The organism is Microbacterium paludicola, assembly GCF_039529675.1.
Lineage (GTDB): Bacteria > Actinomycetota > Actinomycetes > Actinomycetales > Microbacteriaceae > Microbacterium > Microbacterium paludicola.
The window spans coordinates 16,115-41,137 of the sequence record NZ_BAAANG010000037.1 but is presented as its reverse complement, the minus strand read 5'-3'; the positions used below and the strand labels follow the sequence as shown (position 1 = coordinate 41,137).

Sequence of the window (25,023 nt, the reverse complement as noted above, 5' to 3'; positions counted from 1 at the left end):
CTTGGATTCTCGCTTCCCCAGCATCGTGCTGGAATCAGCGTGTCCAAGATCAGGGGTCAAGCGCCAGACAACCTGCCGAGCTATAGGGACAAGCTGTCAACACCGGTGCGCGGACAATGGGCAGGTCCATTCGGGACCTCTGCGGTGCAGTTGGTGAGCGCGTCGGGCGTCCCTGATTTCGCAGCTACTCCGCTCTTCACTGCGAGCCTGACGCAGTCGCTCGCAGAGCTGGAGGACCTCGCCAACTTGAATGAGGATCCCGGAATCGGTTGGGATCCTCAGCACGTGGGCTACTACAACTCATGGATCGACGAGGGCAAGGTGCCGCACATCGACATGATGGGGCTCGTGAGCGCACAGCGAGTACTTACGCGCGCCGTCTTGCGCGGCATCATCAATACCGTCCGTAACACCGCGCTCGACTTCGCTCTGGAGTTGCAGACAACCGACCCCAAAGCGGGGACGCAAAATGGGCCGACGATTGCAGAGCCAAGCATCGCGAGCACTGTCTTCAACATCACGAACAACATCTACGGAGACGGCACGACAATCGCGCACGGCGACGGAACATCGGTAGCCGTGACCGTGCAAAAGAACGACGTCGAGTCGCTGATCGCGGCTGCGCGCGGGCTCGGTTTGTCAGAGGAAGGCATCGTCGAGCTGCGCCAGGCCGCGGAAGCGCCGGAGGCGGATCGCCCGAACCGGTTCAAGGCGCTGCTCACCCGGGTCGGCGCAGGTGCACTCTCGCTGACAAGCAACATCTCCGCTGAGGTGGCAGCGAGCCAGGTCGACCAGCTCATCCAGCAGTTCCTAGGTCAAGCGTAGTCCGCTTCCCAACGAACAATCCCGTCCGGACTCCGTCACGTTGGACGGGTTCTGGACGGGATTTCCGTTTCGGAGTCTGAGGCCGGTGGGCCGCGATCCGTTGCGGTTACTGGGAGGGGATGACGGGAATCGAACCCGCGTAATCAGTTTGGAAGACTGAGGCTCTACCATTGAGCTACATCCCCGCGACGCGATCCGAGACGGATCGGGCAGCGCGTAAGAGTCTATCCGATTCCGCGCCGCTCCCTCGACGCGGGCACGCCGCGGAGACCTCGCCGGCGATCCTGCCGATCCCGTTCCGGCGCCGGATGGAGTCGCGCCTAAGGCACCGGCGACTCGGAAATAGGGCGATCGTCCGATGCCCCTCCCCCACCTCAGAGACGAGCGTGGAGACATCCGAACAAGGGATGGAGCGGGACATGAACATCGATCCGATGACCGTCATCAGGGAGTACGAGCTGCACGTGCGCGAGGCCGAGGAGCACATCGCCCGGCGCCGCGCGCTCGAGGAGCGCCGCGCCGATGAGCGGAGCGCAACGGTGCGGAAGGCCGTGCGGCGGCAGGGCGTCCTTCGCCGGCTGCTTCCTCGCCACGGCGCATGACGGAAGCGGGTCCACCGGGATGTCGGTGGGGGATGTCACGATGGGCGGGTGCGGATGCAGACGTCTGAACTGATCGGCCGCGATGGCGAGCTGCACCTCCTGGCGGAGGTGATGGCGGATGTCGTCGCCGGTCGCCCGCGCACGGTCGCGCTCGGAGGCGAGGCAGGCATCGGCAAGACGCGCCTGCTGACCGAGTTCCTCGAACGGCACGCCGGCGCCGCACGTGTGCTCATCGGACGCTGCGTCGACCTCGGCGGTTCCGGCGACGCCTACACGTCGATCGCCGGCGCGCTCCGCCCGCTCATCACCGAGCTCGGCGCGGACGAGGTCAACCGCATGACCGGCGGCCAGCGCGCGATGCACCGCCTCTTCCCGCAGCTCGGCGTCGGAGCCGAGGCGCGGGAATCGACGCCCGGCGGCCTGCACGAGTCGATCGCACTGCTGCTCGAGGCAGTCGCCGTCGAACGGCCGCTGGTTCTTGTGATCGAAGACCTCCACTGGGTCGATCCCGCGAGCCTCGCGGTGCTGCGGTTCCTCACGCGCGCCCTCAGCGAGGCGCCGATCCTGCTGATCATCTCCTACCGGTCCGAGGACATCGGGCGCGGGCACATCGCGCGCGCGTTCCTCGCCGAGCTCCCCCGCGACCGCCGGGCGCTGCGGATGGATCTGCCGCGGCTCGACAGGGAGTCGACCCGACGGCTGATGCGCGAGCTGCGGGGCGAGGTGCCCGAGGAGACCGCCGTCGACGCGCTTCTCGAGCGCACGGACGGCGTGCCGTTCTACATCGAGGAGCTCATCGACCTCGATGCCTGTGAGGACGGCAGCGCGGGCCTTCCCGACGGCCTGCGCGATCTGCTGCTGCTGCGATACGAGCGTCTGTCGGAGCCCTCGCAGCGCATCGTCCGCCACGTCGCGGTCGGCGGCGTCGAGGTCGAGCACGATCTGCTCGCGGCCGTGCTCGGGCAGGACCCCGACACGCTGGACGCCGCCGCGTGGGAGGCGATCGGCGGGGGCGTGCTGGTGGCCACAGCCACGGGCTACGGGTTCCGGCACGCGCTCATGCGCGAGGCGATCCTGCAGGACTTCCTCCCCGGCGTGCGGGAGCGCCTGCACGAGCGGTACGCGATCGAGCTCGAGCGACGCGCCGCCGAGGGATCGCCCGCCGCGGCCGCGATCGCTCACCACTGGTCAGGCGCCCGCAACGCGTCGCGCGCGTTCCCGGCCTGGCTGCAGGCGATGCGGGAGGCCCGGGCCGCGCTCGGCTACGCCTCTGCCGCGCCGAACGCCGAGCGGGCACTTGCTCTCTGGGACCGCGTCGACGACCCGGAGGCCGTGGCGGGGATGACGCGGCGCGAGCTGATGGGCCGCACGGCGACCTACCTCCGCAACGCGGGCGACGTCGAGCGCAGCCTCGCCGTGCTGAAACTCGCGCTTGCCGACTGCCATCCCGGCACGCTCGAGCACGCGCTGCTGCTGAACAACCAGGGGCGCGGGCTCGCCATGCTCGCGCGCCCGGGCGCGATCGAGGCATACCGGGAAGCGCTCGCCACCCTCGACACGCTGGGCGGCGGCCCGAAGGTGGATCTTATGCGCGCCGATGTCATGGTGTCGCTGTCCGGGCGCCTGATGCTGATCGGCGAGGACCAGGACGCGCTGGTGCTGGCCGAGGAGGGCGCGGCGCTCGCCCGTCGCCATGCCGGCTCATCGCTCGGCCGCGAGCAGGGAGTCGACCGGCTGCAGTCGGTGGCCGAGAACCTCGCGGCGCTGTGCCGTGGGCACATGGGGCAGCTCGACGCGGCGGCCGCGGGGCTCGAACGCGCTCGCGAACTCGCCGGCACCGACGGCCCCGCGCTGCTGCGCTACTGGGTGAACGCCTCCGACCACGCGTACCACCTCGGCGAGTACCGCCGCGCGCTCGCGATCGCGCGGGAGGGTCTCGACGCCGCTCGCCGATACGGCGCCGACCGCACGTCGGGCGTGATCCTCGCCTCGAACGCCGCCGACCCCCTGACGGATCTCGGCCGCTGGAACGAGGCGAGGGAGCTGCTCGAGCGATCGCTCGCGCTCGCTCCCCCTGGGTCGTTCCGGTCCTACCTCGTGCGCGGGATCGCGTGGCTGCAGCTGTGGCAGGGCGACGCGGCCGGCGCGCAGGCATCGATGGCCGACGCGCGCCCGCAGCTCGCGCAGACGTCGCGGTTCGAGGTGCAGTCGCGGCTGAACGTCGGGCACGTCGGTGCGGAGATCGCGCTCGCGCTCGGCGACCTCGCCGGCGCGTGGCGCGACGCGCAGGCGCTGCTCGACGCCGATCCCGCCCGGCTGCATCCGGGGCACGTTCCGCCGTTCTCCTGGACCGTGGCGCGGGTGATCTCGCGGATGCGCGATGCCGGCCAGACGGAGGTCGATCTCGAGGGCGCGGCCGCCACGCTGCGCGACATCCTCGATCGAGCCTCCGCGTGGTGGCCGACGCACGCGGTCTGGAGTCCGGCCGTTGATGCCGAGCTGCGGCCGACACACGCCGCGTGGGAGGCGGCCCTGGCGGCATCCGGGAGCGAGCGCGCCCCCGTCTACCTGCGGCCGGCGGTCCTGCTCCGCTCCACCGAGTGGCTGCTCGCGGTCGGCGACCGTCCCGCGGCGCGCGAACGCCTGGACGAGACCCTCGCGGAGGCGGCGGAGCGGGACGTCACGTCCATCCGGAACGCGGCACTCGCCCTCGGCCGCTCATCCGGCCTGCTGCGCGAGGCGACGACCCGCACGGCGGCGGAGGGCCTCACCGAACGCGAACGCCAGGTGGTCGAGCTGGTCGCCGCGGGCCTGAGCAACAAGCAGATCGGCGAGCGGCTGTTCATCAGCGGCAAGACGGCGAGCGTTCACGTCTCGGCGATCCTGCGCAAGCTCGGCGCCGCGAACCGTGCCGAGGCGGCGCACCTCGCGCGCGACCTCATCGCACGCTGAGTTCCTCAGCCGGCGGCGAGCCCCGCGGCATGCCGCTCGGCGTGCGCGAGATAGGCGACGGCGTTGTCGCGCAGCCCCGCGACCTCGTCGTCCGTGAGCTCGCGGCGCACCTTCGCCGGCACGCCGGCCACGAGCGATCTGGGCGGGATCTGGGTGCCCTCGAGCACGACCGCGCCCGCTGCCACGAGGCTGCCGGCGCCGATCACTGCACCCGACAGCACAACGCTTCCCATGCCGATGAGTGCGCCGTCGCCGATGGTGCAGCCGTGCACCACGGCGTTGTGCCCGACCGACACGTACTCCCCGATGTCGACCGGGTTGGACGCGTCGACGTGCACCGAGACGTTGTCCTGCACGTTGCTGAACGCGCCGATGGAGATCGCGGCGACGTCGCCCCGGACCACGGTGTTGTACCAGACGCTCGCGCGCTCGCCGACGGAGACCGACCCGATCACCCGTGCGCCGTCCGCGACGAAGGCGTCGGGATGGAGCGCCGGGAGGTCCTCGTCGCCCGTCGGAGAGCTCAGCGGCAGGATCGATGCATGCAGAGAGACGGCCATGCGCCGACTCTACGACGCCGACCCGTTCCGTGCGGCCGCCACCGCTGTCAAGCCCCACCGGCGCGGTGAGGTATGGCTTGCCTATGTTTTCCCAGGTGAGGCGGTAATTAGCCGAGCCTTGGCTTGCTTGCGGAATGCCCGAACGCGAGTAGCGTTGTACTCACCGACCGGCTCTCGCGCCGGAACACTTCGGAGGGATAGACATGAGCAGCAACCAGACCATCGCCACCACCGCCGCCGACCCGACTGTCGCCGCGGGGGCGTCGCAGTTCCTCTCCCCCGTCGTCCTGGGCCTGCAGGCGCTCACCGTCAACGGCAAGCAGGCGCACTGGCACGTGCGCGGCGCGAACTTCATCGGCGTGCACGAGTTCCTCGACACGCTCGTGGAGCACGCCGGCGCGTGGGCCGACGAGGCCGCCGAGCGCATCGTGGCCCTGGGGCTCCCGATCGACGCCCGCCTCGAGACCGTTGCGCAGAAGGCCGCCGGCACCACCGTCGCCGCGGGCTTCTCGCAGTCGACCGAGACCATCCGCGCCATCGTGGCCGACATCGACAAGGTGATCGCCGACCTCGACGCCGCGATCGACGGCCTCGACGAGATCGACCTCACCAGCCAGGACGTCGCCATCGGCATCAAGGCCGGCCTCGAGAAGGACCGCTGGTTCCTCGTGGCGCACATCGCCGAGTAATCAGCCACCACACGACGAAGGGCTCCGGATCTGATCCGGAGCCCTTCGTCGTGCTCGTCGTCGCGATCAGGCGACGTGCGTGAGGCGGCCGCCGATCATCGTCGCGTGCACGGGCATCGTGCGCAGTCGCTCCTCACCCGCGGTGAGCGGATCGTCCGCCACGATCGCGAGATCCGCGAGCGCGCCGGGCTCGATCCGAGCCGAGTGGCGTGACCCTCCGTAGGTGGATGCCGCCAGCGCCGTCTCGGCATCGAGCCGCTCCTCGGGACGCCATGCGGGGCGATCCCCGTGCGTGCGGAACACCGCCGCCGCCATCGAGACCCACGGGTCCAGCGGGGCGACCGGCGCGTCCGAGCCGAGCAGGATGTTCGCTCCCGCATCGCGCAGCGACCGCAGCGGGAAGGCAAGTGCCGTCTGCGACGCCCACAGCGTCTCGGTCAGCTCCCGATCGTCGATGGCGTGCTCCGGCTGCACGCTCGCCCCGACGCCCACGCGCGCGAATCGCGCGAGATCGGCGTGCCGCACCAGCTGCGCGTGCTCGATCCGCCCGACGGCGCCCGTCGAGGCGAAGGCGTCGAGGGCGTGCGAGTTCGCGAGATCGCCGATCGCGTGGATCGCGCACCCGATGCCGGCGGCGGTGGCGGCGGTCATGAGCTCGACGAGATCCTCGGGCGAGACCGTGAGCACCCCGTGGTTGTGCGGGTCGTCGCCGTACCCGTGCGAGCAGGCGGCGGTCCGGGTGCCGAGCGAGCCGTCGGTGATCACCTTCAGCGGGCCCACCCGCACGAGCTCCGTGTCCGCGTCACGCAGCGGATCACCAGACTGCAGGCCGAGACCGATCGCGCGCTCGAGGTGCTGCGGGTAGATGCCGAAGTCCACGCGCAGGCTGTCGAAGCCGCCGGCCACGCGGCGCTGCCAGGGCTCCTCGTTCCAGGTCATGTCGAGGTCGACGCAGCCGACGACTCCGCGGGCCGCGGCAGCCAGCGCCGCGCGTCCCACGGCGGCGTCCGCGTCCGCGACCGGCACGTCGTTCAGAATGCGGGCGACCGCGAACGCATCGTCCTCGCGCACGAAGCCGCTCGCATCCGGCGCGAATCCCTCCCGCCGCAGCGCGGCCGAGTTCAACCATGCCGAGTGCAGATCGAGGTTGAGGATGTACGTCGGCACGTCGCCGGTCGCCGCGTCCAGCAGCGCCACGGTCGCGGGATCCGCCCACAGCGCGTCGCGCATGTCGACCGCGATACGCCGCCCGTCGGAGCGCACCGGGGCGCGCGCCGCAAGAGCCGCGGTGTCGGCCGCGGTCTGCGCCTCCCGCACCGAGAAGCGTTCGACCCCGAGCGCCCACTGCAGCATGTGCACGTGGTGATCCCACAGCCCGGGGATCAGCCACGCGCCCTGCGCGTTCAGCACGCTCCCACGGCGCGGCAGCGCGCCGGCGGGCGCGATGTCGGCGATCAGCCCGTCGGCGACGATCACGTCGTACAGCGCGTCGTCGTCCACGCCGGCGAACGGCAGCAGCTCACGCCCCTCCCCGGTGATGCGCGCATCCGCGATGACGTCGACCCGGGTGCCGCGCGCGGTCATCCGGCGTCCCCGGCACGCGCGGCCGCGCGCGCGTCCTGCGAACGGCGCATCACCGCCGCCAGGGCGGGGTTGCGGAACGGTCCGTCGCCCGACAGCTCGCCGATGATCGTCTCGACCACGTCGTCGGGCCGGTTCTGGCTCAGCTTGCGCTTGGCGACCACCTTCGTCGGGGTGAGCCGGAAGCCGACGGTGCCGCGCTCGAGCTTCGTGACGAAGTCGGCGTCGTTGGGGCGCTCCCACATCATCCGCGGATCCGGCATGCGCGACTCGAAGCGCGCGACGAGCCTGTCGAGCACCGCCAGGTTCTCCTCGGGGCTCAGGATCTCGGGGACGCCGCTCAGGTGCGCGGAGACGAAGTTCCACGTCGGCACCGCGGGGCCGTCGCCGTACCAGTTCGGCGAGATGTACCCGTGGGGGCCCTGCACCACCACAAGCAGCTCGCGCTCGCCGAGGCCGTGGATCGCGTCGTCCGGCCGGCCGACGTGCCCGACGATCGTGAGGTCTTCGCGCCCCTCGTCGAGCAGCACCGCGTAGTGCGAGGCGGTGAGTCCCTCAGGGGTCGCGCTGACGAGCGTGACCCACGGGTTGCGGTCGATCAGGCGGCGCAGTTCGGCCACATCCGTGAAGGCGAAGCTCGGGTTCTGACGCATGGATCCGATCGTACGGCGGAGCAGGGGCCCCGGACGCCGCGCGACGGGACCACCGCGATAGCCGCACCTGTTCGCCCACCGCGAACGGGCGTTCGTCGAGCCACAGGCGAATCAGGACCGGAGGACGTCCAGCTGCTCGGGGGTCACGTCGCTATCGGTGTAGATCAGGCGCACCGCGTCTGGATCCGGATTGCCCTCATCCGGCCCACGCCAGGCGAGGCGCAGCCCCAGCTTCTCGGCGACGGCTTTCGAGGCGAGGTTGTGCTCGAGCAGGATCGCCGAGATCGGGATGTCGGGATCGATGTGGGTGGCCGCGCCCATGCCGGCGCGCGCGATCTCCGTCGCGAAGCCGCGGCCCTGGTACGCCGGATCGATCCGGTAGTAGATGTTCCAGGCGGTCGCCTCGCGCAGGCGGCAGCCGCCGATGCCGACGTAGTCGCCCGAGCGGCGCAGCCGCGCGGTCCAATAGCCGACGCCGTGGCGCCAGTCGTCGATGTACGCCTCGACCATCTCGCGCGTGCGGAGGAGCGTCCGGTGCCGTCCCGAGGGAAGGTGACGCCAGACGGCCGGATCGGCGTGGAGCCGGTGGATCTCGGGAAGGTCGTCCCTGGAGACCGGAGCGAGCATCAGCTCCCCGGTGACGAACGGCTCAGTCAGCGCTGACACTGCGGGCACCAGTAGAGCTTGCGCGCCTGCATCTCCTCGAGCACGATCTCGGTGCCGCAGACGCGACACGGGAGGCCGGTGCGGTGGTAGACCCAGTGGCGGTCGTCGCGGTGGGCCATGGCCTTCCGCCACTCGTCGCCTTCAAGCCCGTCCATCGTCATCATCTGCCCGGTCTCGACGCCGATGCGGATCAGCTCGACCCAGTCGCGCCACAGGCCGCGCACGACCTCCTCGGGGATCGACCTGCCCGGCGTGTGCGGGTCGAGGTTCGCGCGGAACAGCATCTCGGCGCGGTACACGTTGCCGATGCCGCTGACGACCGACTGATCCATCAGGAGCTGGCCGATCGCGACGTTGCGGCGGCGCACCGCCTGCACGAACCGCTCCTCGTTCTCGCGCGGGTCGCCAACGAGGGGGTCGGGGCCGAGCCGGGCGATCACGGCGGCGACCTGCTCCGGCGTCTCGACCACGCAGGCGGTGGGGCCGCGCAGATCGGCGCAGGTGACGTCGGTCATAAGCCGAAGCCGCACCTGCCCCACGACCGGCGGCGGCCACTCCGAATCGGCGGCCTCGAGGCCATCCGCTTCGTCCAGCCCCTTCGTCTGCTCGGACATGCGCACATGGACCCGCGTCCGGCGCGGGGCGCCGATCGACGCGAGCGAGTTCTCACCGGCGTCGTCGAAGACCGGTGCGTCATCCGGCGTCGCGAGGTCGGTGCCGCGCTGACTCGTCTGGCCCATCCGGCCGTTCGCGGACGCGATCGTCGGATCGACGAGGATCTCCCCCGCGAAGTCCCATGCGCCGTAGAGGCCGAGGTGCACGCGCAGCCACAGGTCGCCGTCGAACTCCATGAACATCTGCTTGCCGACGGCACGCACCGTCGTCGGCGTGCGGCCGTCGAGCTGCGCGGCACCGTCGGCGAAGCGCCCCTGCGGGCTCGAGGCACGGACGGGACGGCCGACGAAGTTCCGCGCGAACTGCCGCGCGATGCGATGGACGGAGTGACCCTCTGGCATCAGGTGCGAGGCCCGCCGGCCTCCGGCTGCTCATCCGCTCGCGGATCCGGAAGCAGCGAGCCGTCCGTCTCGTAGGCCGCGATCTGCGCGATGCGGCGCACGTGGCGCTCGTCCTGCGAGAACGGCGTCTCGATGAAGCGGTCGATGAAGCGCACGACATCCTCGAACGCGTGCTGGCGCGCGCCGATCGCGATCACGTTGGCGTCGTTGTGCTCGCGGGCGAGCTCGGCGGTCGCGATGCTCCACACCAAGGCGGCGCGCACTCCCTCGACCTTGTTCGCCGCGATCTGCTCGCCGTTGCCGGAACCGCCGAACACGATGCCCAGCGCCGGGACGCCGGCACGCTGATCCGCGACGACAGCCTGCGCCGCGCGGATGCAGAACGCGGGGTAGTCGTCGACGGGGTCGTACTCGATCGGCCCGTGGTCGACGACCTCGTGGCCCTGCCCCGCCAGGTGGTGCTGCAGCTGGGTGGAGAACTCGAGGCCGGCGTGGTCGGTCGCGATATGGATGCGCATGAGGTCGATCCTAGATTCTCGTTGGCGGCGTGCCACGAACCGCCCCGTCGGTCGTTGAGCGAGCGAAGAGCCGAAGCGCCCTGCCGGGCCGGGTTACGGCAGGAGACCGGCCGCCGCGGGCTTGAATCCGGCACGGACGTTCTCGCAGCACCCCGGGCGGCAGATGTCGAACCATGGTCCGAGTGCCGTGCGATGCGGCCGCTCGGCGGCGGGCGTGCCCTTCAGTCGCTCCTCGACCAGATCCACCAGCCCGGAGACGTAAACCGGATCCACGCCTGGCGTGGGCGTGCGCACCGCGCGGATGCCGGCTTCCGCCGCCGACTCCATCGCCTCGTTGTCGAGATCCCACATGACCTCCATGTGGTCGCTGACGAAGCCGAGCGGAACGATGGCGACTGCCTCGATGTCGGCCGCGGGAAGCTCAGCGATCACGTCGTTGATGTCGGGCTCGAGCCAAGGCTGCGAGGCGGGACCCGAGCGCGACTGGTAGACGAGCTTCCACGTCACGTCGGCGGCTTGGGGGACGCGCGTCGCGATGTCCGCCATGACGACCTCCGCGACTGCGAGGTGCTGCGCCTCGTATGCGCCACCATCGCCCCACTCGACATCGCGCGGGCCTGAGCGCTGGGCGTCCTGCATCGGGACGCTGTGCGTCGAGAACAGCACCTGGACGCGCTCGGGTGCGACGCCGTCCGACAGGAAGCCGCGCACCGCGGCTTCGACGCCGTCGATGAAGGGCTGCACGAATCCGGGGTGGTCGAAGAACTGACGGACCTTGTCGATGGTGACGCGGTCACCCAACCCGGTGTCGGACAGCACTCGAGCAAAGTCCTCGCGGTACTGCCGGCAGCTCGAGAACGAGCTGTAGGCGCTGGTCGCAATAGCCAGGAGACGTCGGTCACCCGCCGCGTCCGCGGCGGTCACGGCTTCGTCGAGGTACGGCGCCCAGTTGCGATTTCCCCAGTACACCGGCAGATCGAGACCCCGGCGTGCGATCTCGCCCTCGATGGCCTCCTTCAGCGCTCGGTTCTGTGCGTTGATGGGACTGACGCCTCCGAAGTGGCGATAGTGAGTGGCCACCTCCTCCAGCCGCTCGTCCGGGATACCCCGGCCACGGGTGACGTTGCGGAGGAAGGGGATGACGTCATCCTGGCCCTCGGGTCCGCCGAAGCTGGCGAGCAAGATCGCGTCGTACGCGACGGCGTTCTCGATGTGCGGCGCTCCGGTGGACGCCTCGGGCGAGGCGAACAGAGGCCCCCGCTGCTCGACCGTTGCGGTGGCGGGGTTCGATCCGGGAGTCTGGTTCTCGTCGCGCTGCTCGTTCACGTCCTCCATCTTCGCACCTCTGTAGAAGCCGGGACGACATCCCGCGTGACCCGCCTCGCCAGGGCGGTGGCCGTGCCCAGCGACGGACGACGTAGTCTTGTCGGGTTGCCGCAGGCGTCACCCATGCCTGCGCGTCCCCCGACCCTCACCCCACGGGAGCTCAGCAGTGCCTGGAGAGAACCTCACCCGGAACGAAGCGCACGAGCGCCGCACCGTCATCGACACCCGCTCCTACGAGGTCGCGCTCGATCTCACAAAGGGCGCGGAGGTGTTCGGCTCGCGCAGCGTCGTCCGGTTCGCCGCAGCCCCCGGCGCATCGACCTTCATCGACCTGATCGCGCGCGATGTGCGCGAGATCACCCTGAACGGGCGCGATCTCGACCCGGCCGTGGTGTTCGGAGACTCGCGCATCCAGCTCGACGGTCTCGAGGAGGAGAACGAGCTGGTCGTCGACGCCGACTGCCTCTACACGAACACCGGCGAGGGCCTGCATCGCTTCGTCGACCCCGTGGACGGCGAGGTCTACCTGTACTCGCAGTTCGAGGTGCCTGACTCGCGCCGCATGTTCGCCGTGTTCGAGCAGCCCGACCTCAAGGCCACGTTCCAGTTCACGGTGACCGCGCCGGCGAACTGGAAGGTCGTCTCGAACGCGCCGACCCCCGAGCCCATCACGCACGACGAGGGCGCCACCGCGACGTGGGGCTTCGCACCGACGCAGCGGATCTCGTCGTACATCACGGCGCTCATCGCCGGCCCGTACGAGGAGGTCCGTTCCGAGCTGACGAACTCCGAGGGCCGGGTCATCCCGCTCGGCGTGTTCGCCCGCAAGAGCCTGTGGCAGCACGTGGACGCCGACTACATCTTCGAGAAGACCCGCCAGGGCTTCGCGTACTTCGAGGAGAAGTTCGGCTACCCGTACCCGTTCGAGAAGTACGACCAGCTCTTCGTCCCCGAGTTCAACGCCGGAGCGATGGAGAACGCGGGCGCCGTGACCTTCACGGAGGCCTATGTCTTCCGCAGCAAGGTGACCGACGCCGTCAAGGAGCGTCGCGTCGTGACGATCCTGCACGAGCTCGCCCACATGTGGTTCGGCGACCTCGTCACCATGAAGTGGTGGAACGACCTGTGGCTGAACGAGTCGTTCGCCGAGTGGGCGTCCACGATCGCCACCGCCGAGGCCACCGAGTGGACCGAGGCGTGGACCACGTTCAACGCCATGGAGAAGACCTGGGCGTACCGCCAGGATCAGCTTCCCTCCACGCACCCCGTCGTCGCCGAGATCAACGACCTCGAGGACGTCCAGGTCAACTTCGACGGCATCACGTACGCCAAGGGCGGCTCGGTGCTCAAGCAGCTCGCCGCGTGGGTCGGCATCGACGCCTTCTTCTCGGGCGTCGGCGCGTACTTCAAGAAGCACGCGTTCTCGAACACCGAGCTGAGCGATCTGCTCGTCGAGCTCGAGCGCACAAGCGGCCGCGACCTGTCGGGCTGGTCGAAGAAGTGGCTCGAGACCGCGGGGGTCAACACCCTGTCCCCCGTCATCGACGAGTCGGGCGACGGGACGATCTCGCGCTTCGCGATCACCCAGACCGCGCCGGCCGACTACCCGACGATCCGACCGCACCGTCTCGGCATCGGGTTCTACGACCTGAAGGACGGCGCCCTCGCGCGCACGCACAGCATCGAGCTGGATGTGGACGGCGACCTCACCGAGGTGCCGCAGCTGAAGGGTCAGCGCCGGCCCGACCTGGTGCTGCTGAACGACCAGGACCTGGCGTACGCCAAGATCCGCCTGGATGACCGATCGCTCGCGACCGCCATCGAGCATCTCGCCGACATCGCCGACCCCCTCGCGCGCTCGCTCGTCTGGGGCGCCGCCTGGGATCAGACCCGCGATGCCGAGTCGTCGGCGAGCGACTACGTGGATCTCGTGCTGCGCAACATCGGCCGCGAGACCGAGTCGACCACCATCCGGACGACGCTCGCTCAGCTGCAGCTCGCGGCCAACGCGTACGTCGCTCCGGATCACCGCGACATCACGCGCGCCCGCGTGGCCGACGGCCTGTGGTCGCTCGCTCAGGCCGCCGAGGCCGGCAGTGACGCCCAGCTGCAGTTCGTCACGGCGTTCGCCTCGGCCGCGTCGACGCCGGCGCACTGGGAGATCGTCCGCGGGCTCCGCGCCGGCGAGACCTCCCTCGAGGGCTTGACGATCGACACAGACCTCTCGTGGCAGCTGCTTGTATCGCTCACCGCGGGCGGCGTCGCCGACGAGGCGACCATCGACGAGGCCCTCGCGGGCGACAACACGGCGAAGGGCGGCGAGTTCGCCGCCCAAGCCCGCGCCGCCATCCCGACGGCCGAGGCGAAGGCCGCGGCTTGGGCCTCGCTCATCGAGAAGGACACGCTGCCGAACACCCTCGTGCGCACGTCCGCCGCGGGCTTCGTACACCCGGCGGGCCGGCACCTGCTCGGCGAGTACGTGGAGAAGTACTTCGCGATGCTGCTTCCCATCTGGGAGGCGCGTTCGTTCACGATCGCCGAGTACCTCTGCGAGCTGCTGTATCCGGCGCCGCTCGCCGACGCCGCGCTGCTCGAGGCGACGCGCGGATGGCTCGTGGCGAACCCCGAGGCCCCCGCCGCGCTGCGTCGCATCGTGATCGAGAACCTGGCGGGCGTCGAGCGCGCTCTCGCCGCCCAGGCGCGCGACGCGGAGTGAGTTCCCTCCGCAGGGCCTGAACATCCCCAGCGAGCCCCGGCGTCACCTCAGGTGGAGCCGGGGCTCGCCGCATACGCTGGAGGGGATGATTCACACCAATACCGATGACACCGCAGAGAAGGTCCTCACGTTCGGCGAACAGGTGCTCGAAGTCCTCGGCGTGATCGGCGGGAAGCTGCTCTGGATCGCGATCACGATCGTGGTCTGCGCGCTGATCGCCTGGGTCCTGCGGCTGCTCGTGCGCCGTGTGGTCGACCGCATCGTGCAGGGCGCCAAGAGCAAGGCGAAAGTCGACGACACGCGCGCCCTCGAGCGGTCGCCGCTGGCAGCCGTCCGGCTCGTTCAGCGCACGCGCACGCTCGGCTCCATCCTGACCAACATCATCAACACGACGATCGTGATCGTCGCGATCATCCTGATCATCAACATCATCAACGAGAACCTGCTGGGGTCGTTCGCGTTGATCAGCGCGGCGATCGGCGCGGGCCTCGGCTTCGGCGCGCAGAACATCGTCAAGGATGTGCTCAACGGCATCCTGATCGTCGCCGAGGATCAGGTCGGCATCGGCGACGTCGTCGATCTCGGGCTCGCGACAGGAGTGGTCGAGTTCGTGAGCGTGCGCATCACGCACGTCCGCGATGTGAACGGCACGCTCTGGTACGTGCGCAACGGCGAGATCACGCGGATCGGCAACATGTCGCAGGGCTGGTCGCGCGTCGTGATCGACGTCGGGCTTCCCGCGGACATCGACGTGCTCGCCGTCGAGGCGGCGCTCCTGGACACCGCGGAGGAACTCTCGAAGGACCGCCGCTGGCGCACCCGCGTCATCGGCTCCCCCGCGGTCTGGGGCCTGGAGTCCGTGGCGGGCGAGACGCTCAGCATCCGGCTCGTCCTCCGCGCGAAGCCGAGTGCGAAAGACGACGTGGCCCATGAGCTGCGCATGCGACTGCGCGCGACTGTGCACGAGCTCGGTCTCGACCTTCCCTCGCTCGAGACCGTCACCCTCACGGGTGCGGACGGCGCGTTGCGCGTGCGCGGATCGAACCCGCCGCGCACCGAGCCTCAGCCCCTCCCCGAGCGCCCCTCGTGGCGTCCGCTGGGCCGCAAGAAGAAGACGACCGCGCGGGACGAGGCTCCGCTGACGACCCCGCCTCCCGGCGACGAGGGCAGCCAGGACGACGAGCCCGTCGCCGACGGCGAGATCGATGAGAGCGCACCCTCGGCGGACGCCCCGCGCGAGGCGCCCGACGGTGACGGGGACCACCCCGGAAAGGATCGCGCCCTGTGAGCGGACAGACCCTGAACGGAGTGATCCAGTGACCCTCGGCATCCGGCCCGAGGGCCACGACGAGAACCCGTCCATCACCTTCTACGAGGCCGTCGGCGGGCACGACACGTTCGTGAAGCTCGTCGACGTGTTCTACCGCGGCGTCGCGGACGATCCGGTGCTGAAGCCCATGTACCCCGAGGAGGACCTCGGTCCGGCGAAGGAGCGCCTGACGCTGTTCCTCGAGCAGTACTGGGGCGGCCCGACGACGTACAGCGAGACCCGCGGCCACCCGCGTCTGCGCCAGCGCCACTTTCCGTTCCACGTCAACCCCGACGCGCGCGACCGCTGGCTGCGGCACATGCGCACGGCAGTCGACGAGCTCGGCCTCGCGCCCCTCCACGAGGAGACGCTGTGGGACTACCTGCAGCGCGCGGCCCACGCGATGGTGAACACGTTCGAGGAGACTCCTTCGTAGCTCGCTTCGCTCCGTCGGAGGCGAGCGCTGCGCACCCGCAGGGCCGCTTCGCGGCACGCTCACTCCGTTCGCACGGGCACAGTGCAACGCGCATGCTCGCGCGTCTCAGCGCTCGGGCACCCGCTTCGCGGCACCCTCAGCGGCTGCCGGTCTCCCGCACGGCGGTCATGCCCATCGCGGCCGGGCCGCGCGACAGGATGTGGCCGCGCTGAAGCGTGACGCGCGTCCAGCGGCCCGAGGCGGTGACGCGCGCCTGCTCCTCCCCGCCGATGAAGCCGAGCGAGAAGGCCGCGAACGCGATGCCGAGCGGCAGGCCGAGCAGGGCGTCATCCGGCATCCCCCAGACGTCGCCGCGGATCGCACGCACGACGTCCTCGCCGGCGTCCTTCGGAACCCGCTCGGCGACCGCGGCGATCCCCCACTGCGCGCGCGAGGCGAGCGTCGCCGCGGGGATCTCGCCGCGAGGCTCCCAGCCGCCCCGCGGCGGCGCGACACCCGCCCACGCGGGGGCCAGGGCTGTCTCGGGAAGCGCGAGGGCCGTGTCGTCGTCCGTCTCGGCGAGCTCGCTGACGACGAGGTCGCACTGCAGCTCCGGATCGGCCGCGATGATGCGCATCCCGAGCACCGTGGGCGTGCGGTCGAGCAGCCCCCGCGGCGCAAGTGCCGCCGTCGACATCGCGAGCACCCCGCCCGCGGCCTGCAGGCGCACGCCCTCGTCCCCGATCCGGGCCGAGCGGCGCGCGAAGGTCAGCGCATCCTGGGCGGAGGGGGCATCGGCGAGCACGAGGCGGGCGGCGGTCACCGGTCAAGCCTAGGTCGCCGCGGGCGCGGCGCGGTCGTGAGCGGACGCCAAGCGACACCGGATGACGCCGCGCGCGAATCTAGACTGGACGGATGACCGACGCCCCCGCATCCGCCGATCCGATCGACGTCCTGCTGGGGGTGCTCGCCATCGGAGAGACCGGCGCCCGCACGAGCGAGGACATCTTCACCGCCTCGTCCCACCCGATGCCCGGAGGCCGCGTGTTCGGCGGTCAGGTGCTCGGCCAGTCGGTGGTCGCCGCCTCGCGGACGCTGCCGCCCGACCGCGCACCGCACTCGCTCCACGGCTACTTCCTGCGTCCCGGCGACATCGCCAAGCCGCTGACCTTCTCCGTCGACCGCATCCACGACGGCCGCTCGTTCTCGCGCCGCCGCATCCAGGCATTCCAGGAGGGCGAGCCGATCTTCTCCGGCATCGCCTCGTTCCAGGACGACGACCCGGGCTTCGAGCACCAGGTGTCGATGCCCGACGTCCCCGGTCCGGAGGAGCTCCATGGGCCGTCGGATCTCGTCCACGACCGGCCCGAGGCGTCGCTGCTGATCCGGATGAACCCGATCGAGGTGCGCCACGTCGGGTCGGACATCTACCTGTCGGTCGACAAGCCCGAGCCGCGTCAGGCGGTGTGGACCCGCCTGCGCCGCCCGATCGGCGACGATCCGGTGCTTCACCGCGCGGCGCTCGCCTACCTGACCGACTTCACCATCCAGGAATCGGTGCTGCGCGCGCACGGCGTGCCGTGGTCGACGCCGGGCGTCCGCACCGCGAGCCTCGACCACGCCATCTGGTGGCACCGCTTCGGCCGCGCGGACGAGTGGATGCTCTACGTCCAGGAGTCGCCGAGCGCGCGCGGCGGCCGGGGGCTGGCGCAGGGGAACCTCTTCTCGCGCGACGGTCGCCTGCTCGCCACGGTCAATCAGGAGATCATGCTCCGAGTCCCCGGCGCGTGACCTCGGCCCATGCGCCGCCATCTCGTCGCACTGTCCGCCCTCGCGGCGGTCCTGACGGGATGCGCGGCGCAGCCGTCACCCGAAGCTCAGGCGTATGCCGAGCACGCGATCGCACTGATGGACGACGGGCTCTTCGCCACAGGCGACGGATGGTCGGACGCGAAGCAGCGTGCGGAGGCGCGGATCGCGGCGGCGGACGACATCACCGAGACCTACGACACGCTGCGGTCCCTCGCGCGGCTCGCCGGAGGGGCGCACTCGGTGTTCCTCGATCCGGATGAGGCGGCGGCGAGCGAAACCCGCGCCGACGAGTTGGAGACCCCGACCGTCGCCGCGAGCGACGGCATCGGGCCCCTGACACTGCCGGCCTTCAACAGCGGCGACGACGACCTCGTGCGCGCTTATCGCGACGCCGCGCTCACACCGCTGGACAGTGCCGACGTGGACTGCGGCTGGATCGTCGATCTGCGCGGCAACGTGGGCGGCAACATGTTCCCGATGCTCGCGGCCGTCGCGCCACTGCTGCCGGACGGGCCGGCCGTCCTGCTGCGGGAACCCGAAGGCGGCGAGGAGGTGACCGCCGTCGTCGACGGCGACCTCATCCTGCCGGGCGGCGACGTGCTGGCGTCGGGGACGGCGTACCGCTGACGCGGATCGGTCGCCGTGCTCACCGATGCGGGCACCGCGAGTGCGGCCGAGGCGGTACGCGTCGGCTTCGCGGGGCGCGCCGAGACGCGTGTGTTCGGTGTGCGGACGGCCGGCGTGCCGACCGGCAACGTCACGCACGAGCTCGACGACGGCGCGATGCTGGTCCTCACGACGTCCCGCATGGTCGACCGAGACGGCCGCGTCTACGACAGTCGGATCGCTCCGGACGAGGTGACCGATCGCGGTGAGGCGCCGAGCCGCGCCGCCGCCTGGCTCGCGGGAGCCTGCGGACGCTGAGCGCGATCGGCGGATGCACCGAGGGCGAAGATCGCGACGGTGCGGCGCAGATCATGCTCCGCGTCCCCGGCGCGCAGTCTCGCCCCATGCCCCGCCGCGATCTCTCGTCCGCTCGCCTGTCCCCCGCGGCTCGCGCGCGGTATGCGAAGCGGCGGCAACGCAGACTCGCCCGGGTGGACAACGACCTCAGCGCTGATCAGTGGCAGCAGCTGCTCGAGGCGTGGGCGGGATGCGCATATTGCGGCGCCGACGGGCCCGCGCTCCAACGTGACTGCATCCTGCCGATCTCGCGCGGGGGTCGCTACACGCTCGAGAACGTCGTCCCGGCGTGCGCGTCGTGCAACGCGAGCAAGCACAACGCGGAGGTCACCGGCTGGCTGCGTCGGAAGAAGCTCGACGAGCGGGCGTTCCTGCTGCGCCACGCGACCATCCTGCGTGCCCTGGTGCCGCCGGAGGAATGACCCTCCTTCTACGCTGCCTGGTTCAGGCAGGCCTCGAGGGCGACCCAGCCGAGCATCGCGCACTTGATGCGCATCACGTACTTCGCGACGCCCTGGAAGGCGGCGGCGTCCTCCAGCGACTCCGGCGGCTCCCCCGCGCCGCGCGAGCGCAGCATCGTGCGGAACTCCTCGATCCGCTCCAGCGCCTCGGCCTTCGACGCCTCGGCGAGCATGTCGGCCATCACCGAGGCGGAGGCCATCGAGATGCTGCAGCCCTGACCGTCCCAGACGAGCCGGGTGATCCGGCCGTCCTCGCCCACCGTGACGCCCATGGTGATCTCGTCGCCGCACGACGGGTTGAGCTCATGGTGGGTGTGGGCGGCGGTTGTCGGATCGCCCTTCCCCTGCGGGTTGCGGGAGTGATCGAGGATGACCTCGCGGTACAGCTCCTCCAGCTCGGCGCTCATCGGTCGGCTCCGAAGAACGCGCGCACCTCGGCGAGGGCCGCGCCGAAGCGGGCGACGTCGTCCGCTGTCGTGTAGACGTACGCGCTTGCCCGCGTCGTGGCGGCGACGCCGAGCCTGCGGTGAAGCGGCTGGGCGCAGTGGTGTCCCGTGCGCACGGTGATGCCGCGGTCATCCAGGAACTGACCGACGTCGTGGGAGTGGACCCCGTCGACGACGAAGCTGACGAGGCCGGCGCGTTCGGCGCCCGCGGGCGGCCCGAAGAGCCGCGTCCCGGGGACCGCCCGCACGGCGTCGACGAGCAGGCCGGCCATCTCGGCCTCGTGCGCGCGGACGCGGTCCATGCCGATGGCCGACAGGTATGCGGCCGCGGCGCCGAAGCCGACAGCCTGGGTCACGGGCTGCGTGCCGGCCTCGAAGCGCTGTGGCGACGGCAGGAACTCGGCGTCCTCGAGCGTGACGGTGGTGATCGTCGACCCGCCGGTGCGCGCGGGCGGCAGCTTGTCGAGCAGCTCGGCGCGGCCGTACAGCGCGCCGATGCCGGTGGGCCCCAGCATCTTGTGCGACGAGAAGGCGGCGAAGTCGACGCCGAGCGCACCGAGGTCGAGCGGCAGGTGCGGGGCCGACTGGCACGCATCCAGCACCGTCAGCGCGCCGGCCCGACGCGCGACCTGCACGACGTCGGCGACCGGGGCGATGTATCCGGTGACGTTCGAGACGTGAGCGAAGGCGATGAGGCGCGTCCGCTCGGTCACGACGGCGGTGAGGTCGTCGATGGTCCAGAGGCCGCTCTCGTCGACCGGCACGACCCGCAGCGTGGCTCCGGTGCGGCGCGCGAGACGCTGCCACGGGATGAGGTTCGCGTGGTGCTCGGCCTCCGTGATGACGATCTCGTCGCCAGGTCGGAAGGCGAGGTCGGGAGCACCGAAGGTCGCGGCGTCCGACAGGCCGAGCGCGATCACGTTCAGGGCGTCGGTGGCGTTCTCGGTGAACACGATCTCGCGGTCGCCGGCTCCCACGAACCCCGCGATGGTCTCGCGTGCTCCCTCGAACGCCCAGGTCGCCTCGCCGGTCGCCATGCTCGAGCCGCGGTGGACCGCGGCGTACTGCGTGCGAGCGAAGACGTCCTCCGCCTCGAGCACCGCATCGGGGCGCTGCGAGGTCGCTGCCGAGTCGAGATAGGTCCGTTCGGCGTTGCTGCGCAGGTACGGGTACGCGTCGCGCGCGAACGCGGAGGGCGTGGTCGAGGTGGTGTGCATCAGGCTCCCTGTCCGGCGAGAAGGCCGTCCTCCAGTCTCCCCCATCCGTGGCGCCGTCGGGCGCCTCAGGCTGTGGGATCGCTCAGCGACGCGCGAAGCTGATCGGCTCCTCGACGTACGGCGCCCACGTCTCCCGGACCTCGTCCGAGAGCCGCGTCGGACGCCCGGTCGCGGTGTCGACGAGCACGACCACCGCGGATGCCCGCGCGTAGCAGACCTGAGGATCGCTCCCGAACGGGCTGTAGACCTCGTAGCAGACCTCGGCGCTCGCCCCGCCGATCCGGCCGAGCCAGATCTGCACGTCGAGAGGCTTGTGCTCGTACGGCACGGGAGCGAGGTACTCGATCTCCTGCCGGGCGATGAGGGTGGCGACCGCTCCCCCGCCCTCGAGCACGCTGGCGTCGAAGACCGCAGTCGGCGCCTGATCCCGGGGGTCCGCGGACCTCCAGAACGCGCGCAGGCGCGCTTCCTCCAGGAGTTTCAGCATCGAGGTGTTGTTCACGTGCCCGAGGGCGTCGAGGTCGCCCCAGCGACGATGGATCGGGATGTGGACGCGGGTCATGCGGTGCTCTCTCTCTCGTCGTCGGGATGCGCTCAGGCCCCGCAATGGTCACGATCAGGTAACGGTGAGGCCGCGCCGATTCCACTCGCGGATCGCACCCAGAGCCGCGGAATGACGCGGCCCAGCCGACGTCCACTGCCGCTGATCGGGAGTCTCCCCTGCTCGCGAGGCGTTGCTAGCCTAGTCGAGGCCCTCCCGGGACAGCGCGCTGTGCGCCCCGGTGGAGGCCGAGGGAGCCCGGGCGACGCGTCCGACACGATCCGGGCTCGCGACCCGCCCAGGACCGCGCGTGCCAGCCCGAATGGCATTCGTATGGCCGACGATCGCCGCCGAACCGGCGGCCGCGTGTGCGGCGCCGCTGCGTCGCTCCATCGTCTGCCCGGACCGTGACCGATCACCGATCGACCGACATCCGTCGTGTCGCCCGGCAGAGGAGAACGTGACCGACAACGACCGCTCCACCGCCCTGAGAGCCCGGAACCTGTACAAGGTGTTCGGGCGTCGCCCCGCCGAAGCCGTCGAGCGCCTGCGCTCCGGCACCCCCCGCCACGAACTGGACCCCGGCACCACCGCCGCCGTGATCGATGCCTCGTTCGAGGTGCATCGCGGCGAGATCTTCGTGGTGATGGGACTGTCCGGCTCGGGCAAGTCGACCCTGATCCGCATGCTCAACGGCCTGCTCGAGACAAGCTCCGGCACGATCGAGGTGGGCGGCGACGCCCTCACCGGCGCGCCTGCCAAGCGGCTGCGCCGGATCCGCCAGGACCGCGTGTCCATGGTGTTCCAGCACTTCGCCCTGCTACCCCACCGGACCGTCGCGGCGAACGTCGCGTACCCGCTGGAGATCAAGGGCGTCGGCCGCGCCGAGCGCCTGCGCCGCGCGCAGGAGGTCCTCGAGCTCGTCGGTCTCTGCGGCTGGGGCGACAAGTTGCCTTCGCAGCTGTCGGGAGGCATGAAGCAGCGCGTGGGCATCGCCCGTGCGCTGGCCGCCGACACCGACATCCTGCTCATGGACGAGGCGTTCAGCGCGCTGGACCCGCTGATCCGGCGCGAGATGCAGGATCAGCTGCTGGAGCTGCAGCAGAAGCTCGGCAAGACCATCGTGTTCATCACGCACGATCTGAACGAGGCGATGCTGCTCGGCGACCGCATCGCGGTGATGCGCGACGGCCGGATCGTGCAGATCGGCACGCCCGAGGACATCCTGACCGACCCCGCGAACGACTACGTGGAGCAGTTCGTGCAGGACGTGGACCGCGCGCGTGTGCTGACCGCGGGCAACGTCATGGAGCGCCCGCGCCCCGTCGTCGACCTGCACGACGGGCCCCGCGTCGCCCTGCGCGCGATGCGCGAGCCGTTCCTGTCGGCCGCCTACGTCGTCGACCAGGACCGCCGGCTGCTCGGCATGGTCACCGACCGCGACGCCATCAAGCTGGTGCGCCGGGGCGAGCGATCGCTGTCGTCGATCGTCACGCCGGCCCCCGCCACGGTGCGCGACACCGACGTGCTGATGGACGTGTTCGTCCCTGCCGTCGAGTCGCCCTTGCCGCTTGCCGTGCTCGACGCCGACGGCCGCCTCGTCGGCGTCGTCCCCCGTGTCACGCTGCTCGCGGCCCTGGGCCCCGGCCCGTCCGCCACGGAGGAGATCATGCTGCCCAGTGAGCCCGTGCCCACCGCCGTGATCGACGAGGTGCTCGCCGCCACGGAGGGCCAGGCCGACGAGAAGGTGGAGGTGCGCTGATGGACGGCATGATCCGCCTCCCGATCGGCGACATCGCCGAAGGCGTCGTCTCGTGGCTGGTCGCCAACGCGTCCGGTCTGTTCGCGGTGCTCCGCACTGTGTTCAAGGGCATGTACGACGTGCTGTACGGCGTGCTGGGCGCCGACTACTTCTGGATCGTCCCCGGACAGCTCGCCGTCACCGGCATGTCCCTGATCATCGTGCTCTTCGCCGTGATCGCGCTGCTCGCGCGCGGCTGGGTCTTCGCGGCCGGCACGACCGCCGGCCTGCTGCTCATCGCGAGCGTCGCGCAATGGGACAACGCCATGGCGACGCTGTCGCTCGTCATCGTCGCGACGTTCTGGGCCCTGCTCATCTCGATCCCCCTCGGCATCCTGGCGGCCAGGAGCGACGGGGTCTCGCGCGTGATGCGGCCGATCCTGGACTTCCTGCAGACCATGCCCGCGTTCGTGTGGCTGATCCCCGCGCTCGTGCTGCTGCGCGTGGGCGTGGCCCCCGGCATCGTGGCGACGATCATCTTCGCGCTCGCCCCGGGCGTGCGCATGACAGAGCTCGGCATCCGCGGCGTGGACAGCGAGGTCGTGGAGGCCGGGCACGCGTTCGGCTCCTCGCCCGGACGCATCCTGCGCCAGATCCAGCTGCCCCTCGCCCTGCCGACCATCATGGCGGGCGTCAACCAGGTGATCATGCTCGCCCTGTCGATGGTGGTCATCGCCGGCATGGTGGGCGCGGGCGGCCTCGGCAGCGACATCGTCCAGAGCCTCGGCACGCTCGACACGGCGCTCGGCGCCGAGGCCGGCATCTCGGTCGTCATCATCGCGATCGTTCTGGATCGCCTCACGGGTGCGTTCGGCAAGCGGATGGGCGTCTTCGCCTGGATCCGCGAACGGGCCCAGCGCCGCCGCGGGCGGCAGCTCGCCCCGGCCCAGGCGCCCGCTCCCGAACCGGTCGCGGCGACCGCCTGACACACACACAGACCTGCGCCGCCCCGACGAGGAGCGACGTGGCATCGGAGCTCAGCCGATGCATCCGGCCGGGGAGATTCTCCGGCTCGAGAAAGGAATCACAGCATGACCAAGCGTTTTATGACGCTGACTGGCCTCCTGGCCGTCGGCGCCCTCGGCCTGACCGGCTGCGTCGCCTCGGCCGAGGACGTCGCAGGCGCGGGTGCCGGCGGCGAGGAGTCGAAGGGCGAGCTCACGGTCGCCGTCTTCAACGGCTGGGAGGAGGGCATCGCCACCTCCGAGCTGTGGAAGGTCGCGCTCGAGCGGCAGGGCTACGACGTGACGCTCGAGTACGTCGACGCGGCGCCCGTCTTCCAGGGTCTCGCCGACGGCGACTACGACTTCACCACCGACGTGTGGGAGCCCGTCACGCACAAGGAGTACCTCGCGCAGTACGGCGACTCGATCGAGAAGCTCGGCACCTGGAACGACGATTCCAAGCTCACGGTCGCCGTGAACGAGGACGCCCCGATCGACTCGCTCACGGAGCTGGCCGGCGCGGCGGACGAGTTCGGCAACACGATCGTCGGCATCGAGCCCGGTGCGGGCCTCACGGCTGCCGTGCAGGACAGCACCATCCCGACCTACGGCCTCGAGGGCATGGACTTCCAGACGTCGTCGACCCCCGCGATGCTGGCCGAGCTGCAGGCGGCGACCGACGCGGGCGAGAACATCGTCGTGACGCTGTGGGAGCCGCATTGGGCGTACAGCGCCTTCCCGCTGAAGAACCTCGAGGACCCGGAGGGCACGCTCGGCGACGCGGAGACACTCAGCTCGTACGGCCGCACCGGCTTCGCCGACGACTTCCCCGAGGTCGCCGAGTGGCTCAGCGGCTTCACGATGGACACCGAGACCCTCTCGGATCTCGAGAACTTCATGTTCAACGAGAACGAGGGCGCCGACGACTGGGGCCCCGTCGTCGAGCAGTGGGCCGAGGAGAACCAGGAATACGTGGACTCGCTCACCAGCTGATCCTCACGCGCACGAAG

General features: G+C 70.7%; 23 protein-coding genes, 1 tRNA gene and 1 pseudogene. 13 read left to right on the top strand and 12 right to left on the bottom strand.

The features are described 5' to 3' along the window. The coding region (locus ABD161_RS15150) for an AbiTii domain-containing protein (protein WP_344004823.1) at positions 1 to 825 on the top strand (825 nt) is incomplete at its 5' end. A 114-nt stretch (positions 826 to 939) separates the two neighbouring features. Here the strand turns inward: ABD161_RS15150 and ABD161_RS15145 are convergent. Beyond that, positions 940 to 1,010: transfer RNA gene (locus ABD161_RS15145), tRNA-Gly, on the bottom strand. A 249-nt stretch (positions 1,011 to 1,259) separates the two neighbouring features. Here ABD161_RS15145 and ABD161_RS15140 point away from each other — a divergent pair. Next, positions 1,260 to 1,427, top strand: coding sequence for a hypothetical protein (locus ABD161_RS15140; RefSeq protein ID WP_344004820.1), 168 nt, complete (start codon positions 1,260 to 1,262; stop codon positions 1,425 to 1,427). 54 nt (positions 1,428 to 1,481) lie between these two features. Further along, on the top strand, positions 1,482 to 4,379 hold the full coding sequence (locus tag ABD161_RS15135; RefSeq protein ID WP_344004817.1) for a helix-turn-helix transcriptional regulator: 2,898 nt from the start codon (positions 1,482 to 1,484) through the stop codon (positions 4,377 to 4,379). Between the two features lie 5 nt (positions 4,380 to 4,384). Here ABD161_RS15135 and ABD161_RS15130 read toward each other — a convergent pair whose 3' ends face one another. Then, positions 4,385 to 4,939 (bottom strand): gamma carbonic anhydrase family protein, encoded by a 555-nt coding sequence (locus ABD161_RS15130; RefSeq protein WP_344004814.1) that lies wholly within the window; start codon positions 4,937 to 4,939, stop codon positions 4,385 to 4,387. A 203-nt stretch (positions 4,940 to 5,142) separates the two neighbouring features. Here ABD161_RS15130 and ABD161_RS15125 point away from each other — a divergent pair, with 203 nt between their 5' ends. Further along, positions 5,143 to 5,628 (top strand): Dps family protein, encoded by a 486-nt coding sequence (locus ABD161_RS15125; protein ID WP_344004810.1) that lies wholly within the window; start codon positions 5,143 to 5,145, stop codon positions 5,626 to 5,628. A gap of 66 nt (positions 5,629 to 5,694) precedes the next feature. Here ABD161_RS15125 and ABD161_RS15120 read toward each other — a convergent pair whose 3' ends face one another. From ABD161_RS15120 to ABD161_RS15095, 6 genes are all read right to left on the bottom strand, one after another. Next, positions 5,695 to 7,212: an amidohydrolase gene (locus tag ABD161_RS15120; RefSeq protein WP_344004807.1), complete on the bottom strand. Its 1,518-nt coding sequence runs from the start codon at positions 7,210 to 7,212 to the stop codon at positions 5,695 to 5,697. Then, a complete protein-coding gene (locus tag ABD161_RS15115; RefSeq protein ID WP_344004804.1) occupies positions 7,209 to 7,862 on the bottom strand; it encodes an FMN-binding negative transcriptional regulator in 654 nt (217 codons plus the stop codon). The genes ABD161_RS15120 and ABD161_RS15115 overlap by 4 nt, the downstream gene beginning before the upstream one ends. A gap of 111 nt (positions 7,863 to 7,973) precedes the next feature. After that, the gene (locus tag ABD161_RS15110; RefSeq protein WP_344004801.1) at positions 7,974 to 8,537 is read right to left on the bottom strand and encodes a GNAT family N-acetyltransferase; all 564 of its coding nucleotides are present in this window, start codon (positions 8,535 to 8,537) and stop codon (positions 7,974 to 7,976) included. Beyond that, on the bottom strand, positions 8,516 to 9,544 hold the full coding sequence (locus ABD161_RS15105) for an Fpg/Nei family DNA glycosylase (RefSeq protein ID WP_344004798.1): 1,029 nt from the start codon (positions 9,542 to 9,544) through the stop codon (positions 8,516 to 8,518). Before ABD161_RS15105 ends, ABD161_RS15110 begins: the two co-directional genes overlap by 22 nt. Then, positions 9,544 to 10,062: a ribose-5-phosphate isomerase gene (locus ABD161_RS15100; RefSeq protein WP_344004795.1), complete on the bottom strand. Its 519-nt coding sequence runs from the start codon at positions 10,060 to 10,062 to the stop codon at positions 9,544 to 9,546. The genes ABD161_RS15105 and ABD161_RS15100 overlap by 1 nt, the downstream gene beginning before the upstream one ends. 93 nt (positions 10,063 to 10,155) lie before the next feature. Next, positions 10,156 to 11,313, bottom strand: a complete 1,158-nt coding sequence (locus tag ABD161_RS15095; protein ID WP_344004830.1) for a ferrochelatase — start codon at positions 11,311 to 11,313, stop codon at positions 10,156 to 10,158. A 241-nt stretch (positions 11,314 to 11,554) separates the two neighbouring features. Here ABD161_RS15095 and pepN point away from each other — a divergent pair, with 241 nt between their 5' ends. From pepN to ABD161_RS15080, 3 genes are all read left to right on the top strand, one after another. Next, positions 11,555 to 14,104, top strand: coding sequence for an aminopeptidase N (pepN, locus tag ABD161_RS15090; RefSeq protein WP_344004791.1), 2,550 nt, complete (start codon positions 11,555 to 11,557; stop codon positions 14,102 to 14,104). An 85-nt stretch (positions 14,105 to 14,189) separates the two neighbouring features. Continuing rightward, complete coding sequence (locus ABD161_RS15085; RefSeq protein WP_344004788.1) at positions 14,190 to 15,392, top strand: mechanosensitive ion channel family protein; 1,203 nt, start codon at positions 14,190 to 14,192, stop codon at positions 15,390 to 15,392. Between the two features lie 28 nt (positions 15,393 to 15,420). After that, positions 15,421 to 15,849 carry a globin gene (locus ABD161_RS15080; protein WP_322783503.1) on the top strand — a complete coding sequence of 143 codons (429 nt, stop codon included), beginning with the start codon at positions 15,421 to 15,423 and terminating at the stop codon, positions 15,847 to 15,849. Positions 15,850 to 15,985: 136 nt separating this feature from the next. On the opposite strand, the gene ABD161_RS15075 is transcribed toward ABD161_RS15080, so the two are convergent. Further along, positions 15,986 to 16,651, bottom strand: a complete 666-nt coding sequence (locus ABD161_RS15075; RefSeq protein WP_344004783.1) for a DUF8185 domain-containing protein — start codon at positions 16,649 to 16,651, stop codon at positions 15,986 to 15,988. 92 nt (positions 16,652 to 16,743) lie between these two features. Here ABD161_RS15075 and ABD161_RS15070 point away from each other — a divergent pair, with 92 nt between their 5' ends. The 3 genes and pseudogenes from ABD161_RS15070 (at position 16,744) to ABD161_RS15060 (ending at position 19,025) form a co-directional block, all read left to right on the top strand. Beyond that, positions 16,744 to 17,619, top strand: coding sequence for an acyl-CoA thioesterase (locus tag ABD161_RS15070; protein WP_344004780.1), 876 nt, complete (start codon positions 16,744 to 16,746; stop codon positions 17,617 to 17,619). Between the two features lie 9 nt (positions 17,620 to 17,628). Next, positions 17,629 to 18,564: pseudogene (locus tag ABD161_RS15065) on the top strand (S41 family peptidase). Positions 18,565 to 18,737: 173 nt separating this feature from the next. Next, positions 18,738 to 19,025, top strand: coding sequence for an HNH endonuclease (locus ABD161_RS15060; protein WP_344004777.1), 288 nt, complete (start codon positions 18,738 to 18,740; stop codon positions 19,023 to 19,025). An 8-nt stretch (positions 19,026 to 19,033) separates the two neighbouring features. Here ABD161_RS15060 and sufU read toward each other — a convergent pair whose 3' ends face one another. The 3 genes from sufU to ABD161_RS15045 form a co-directional block, all read right to left on the bottom strand. Further along, complete coding sequence (gene sufU, locus ABD161_RS15055) at positions 19,034 to 19,471, bottom strand: Fe-S cluster assembly sulfur transfer protein SufU (RefSeq protein WP_344004774.1); 438 nt, start codon at positions 19,469 to 19,471, stop codon at positions 19,034 to 19,036. Next, positions 19,468 to 20,727, bottom strand: coding sequence for an aminotransferase class V-fold PLP-dependent enzyme (locus ABD161_RS15050; RefSeq protein WP_344004771.1), 1,260 nt, complete (start codon positions 20,725 to 20,727; stop codon positions 19,468 to 19,470). Before ABD161_RS15050 ends, sufU begins: the two co-directional genes overlap by 4 nt. Positions 20,728 to 20,809: 82 nt before the next feature. Continuing rightward, positions 20,810 to 21,289 carry an acyl-CoA thioesterase gene (locus tag ABD161_RS15045; protein ID WP_344004768.1) on the bottom strand — a complete coding sequence of 160 codons (480 nt, stop codon included), beginning with the start codon at positions 21,287 to 21,289 and terminating at the stop codon, positions 20,810 to 20,812. A 439-nt stretch (positions 21,290 to 21,728) separates the two neighbouring features. Between ABD161_RS15045 and ABD161_RS15040 the strand changes: the two genes are divergently transcribed. The 3 genes from ABD161_RS15040 (at position 21,729) to ABD161_RS15030 (ending at position 25,006) form a co-directional block, all read left to right on the top strand. Then, positions 21,729 to 23,030, top strand: a complete 1,302-nt coding sequence (locus tag ABD161_RS15040; protein WP_344004761.1) for a quaternary amine ABC transporter ATP-binding protein — start codon at positions 21,729 to 21,731, stop codon at positions 23,028 to 23,030. Next, on the top strand, positions 23,030 to 23,995 hold the full coding sequence (locus tag ABD161_RS15035; protein WP_344004755.1) for an ABC transporter permease: 966 nt from the start codon (positions 23,030 to 23,032) through the stop codon (positions 23,993 to 23,995). Before ABD161_RS15040 ends, ABD161_RS15035 begins: the two co-directional genes overlap by 1 nt. Before the next feature lie 105 nt (positions 23,996 to 24,100). Beyond that, a complete protein-coding gene (locus ABD161_RS15030; RefSeq protein WP_344004752.1) occupies positions 24,101 to 25,006 on the top strand; it encodes a glycine betaine ABC transporter substrate-binding protein in 906 nt (301 codons plus the stop codon). Positions 25,007 to 25,023 lie beyond the last annotated feature (17 nt).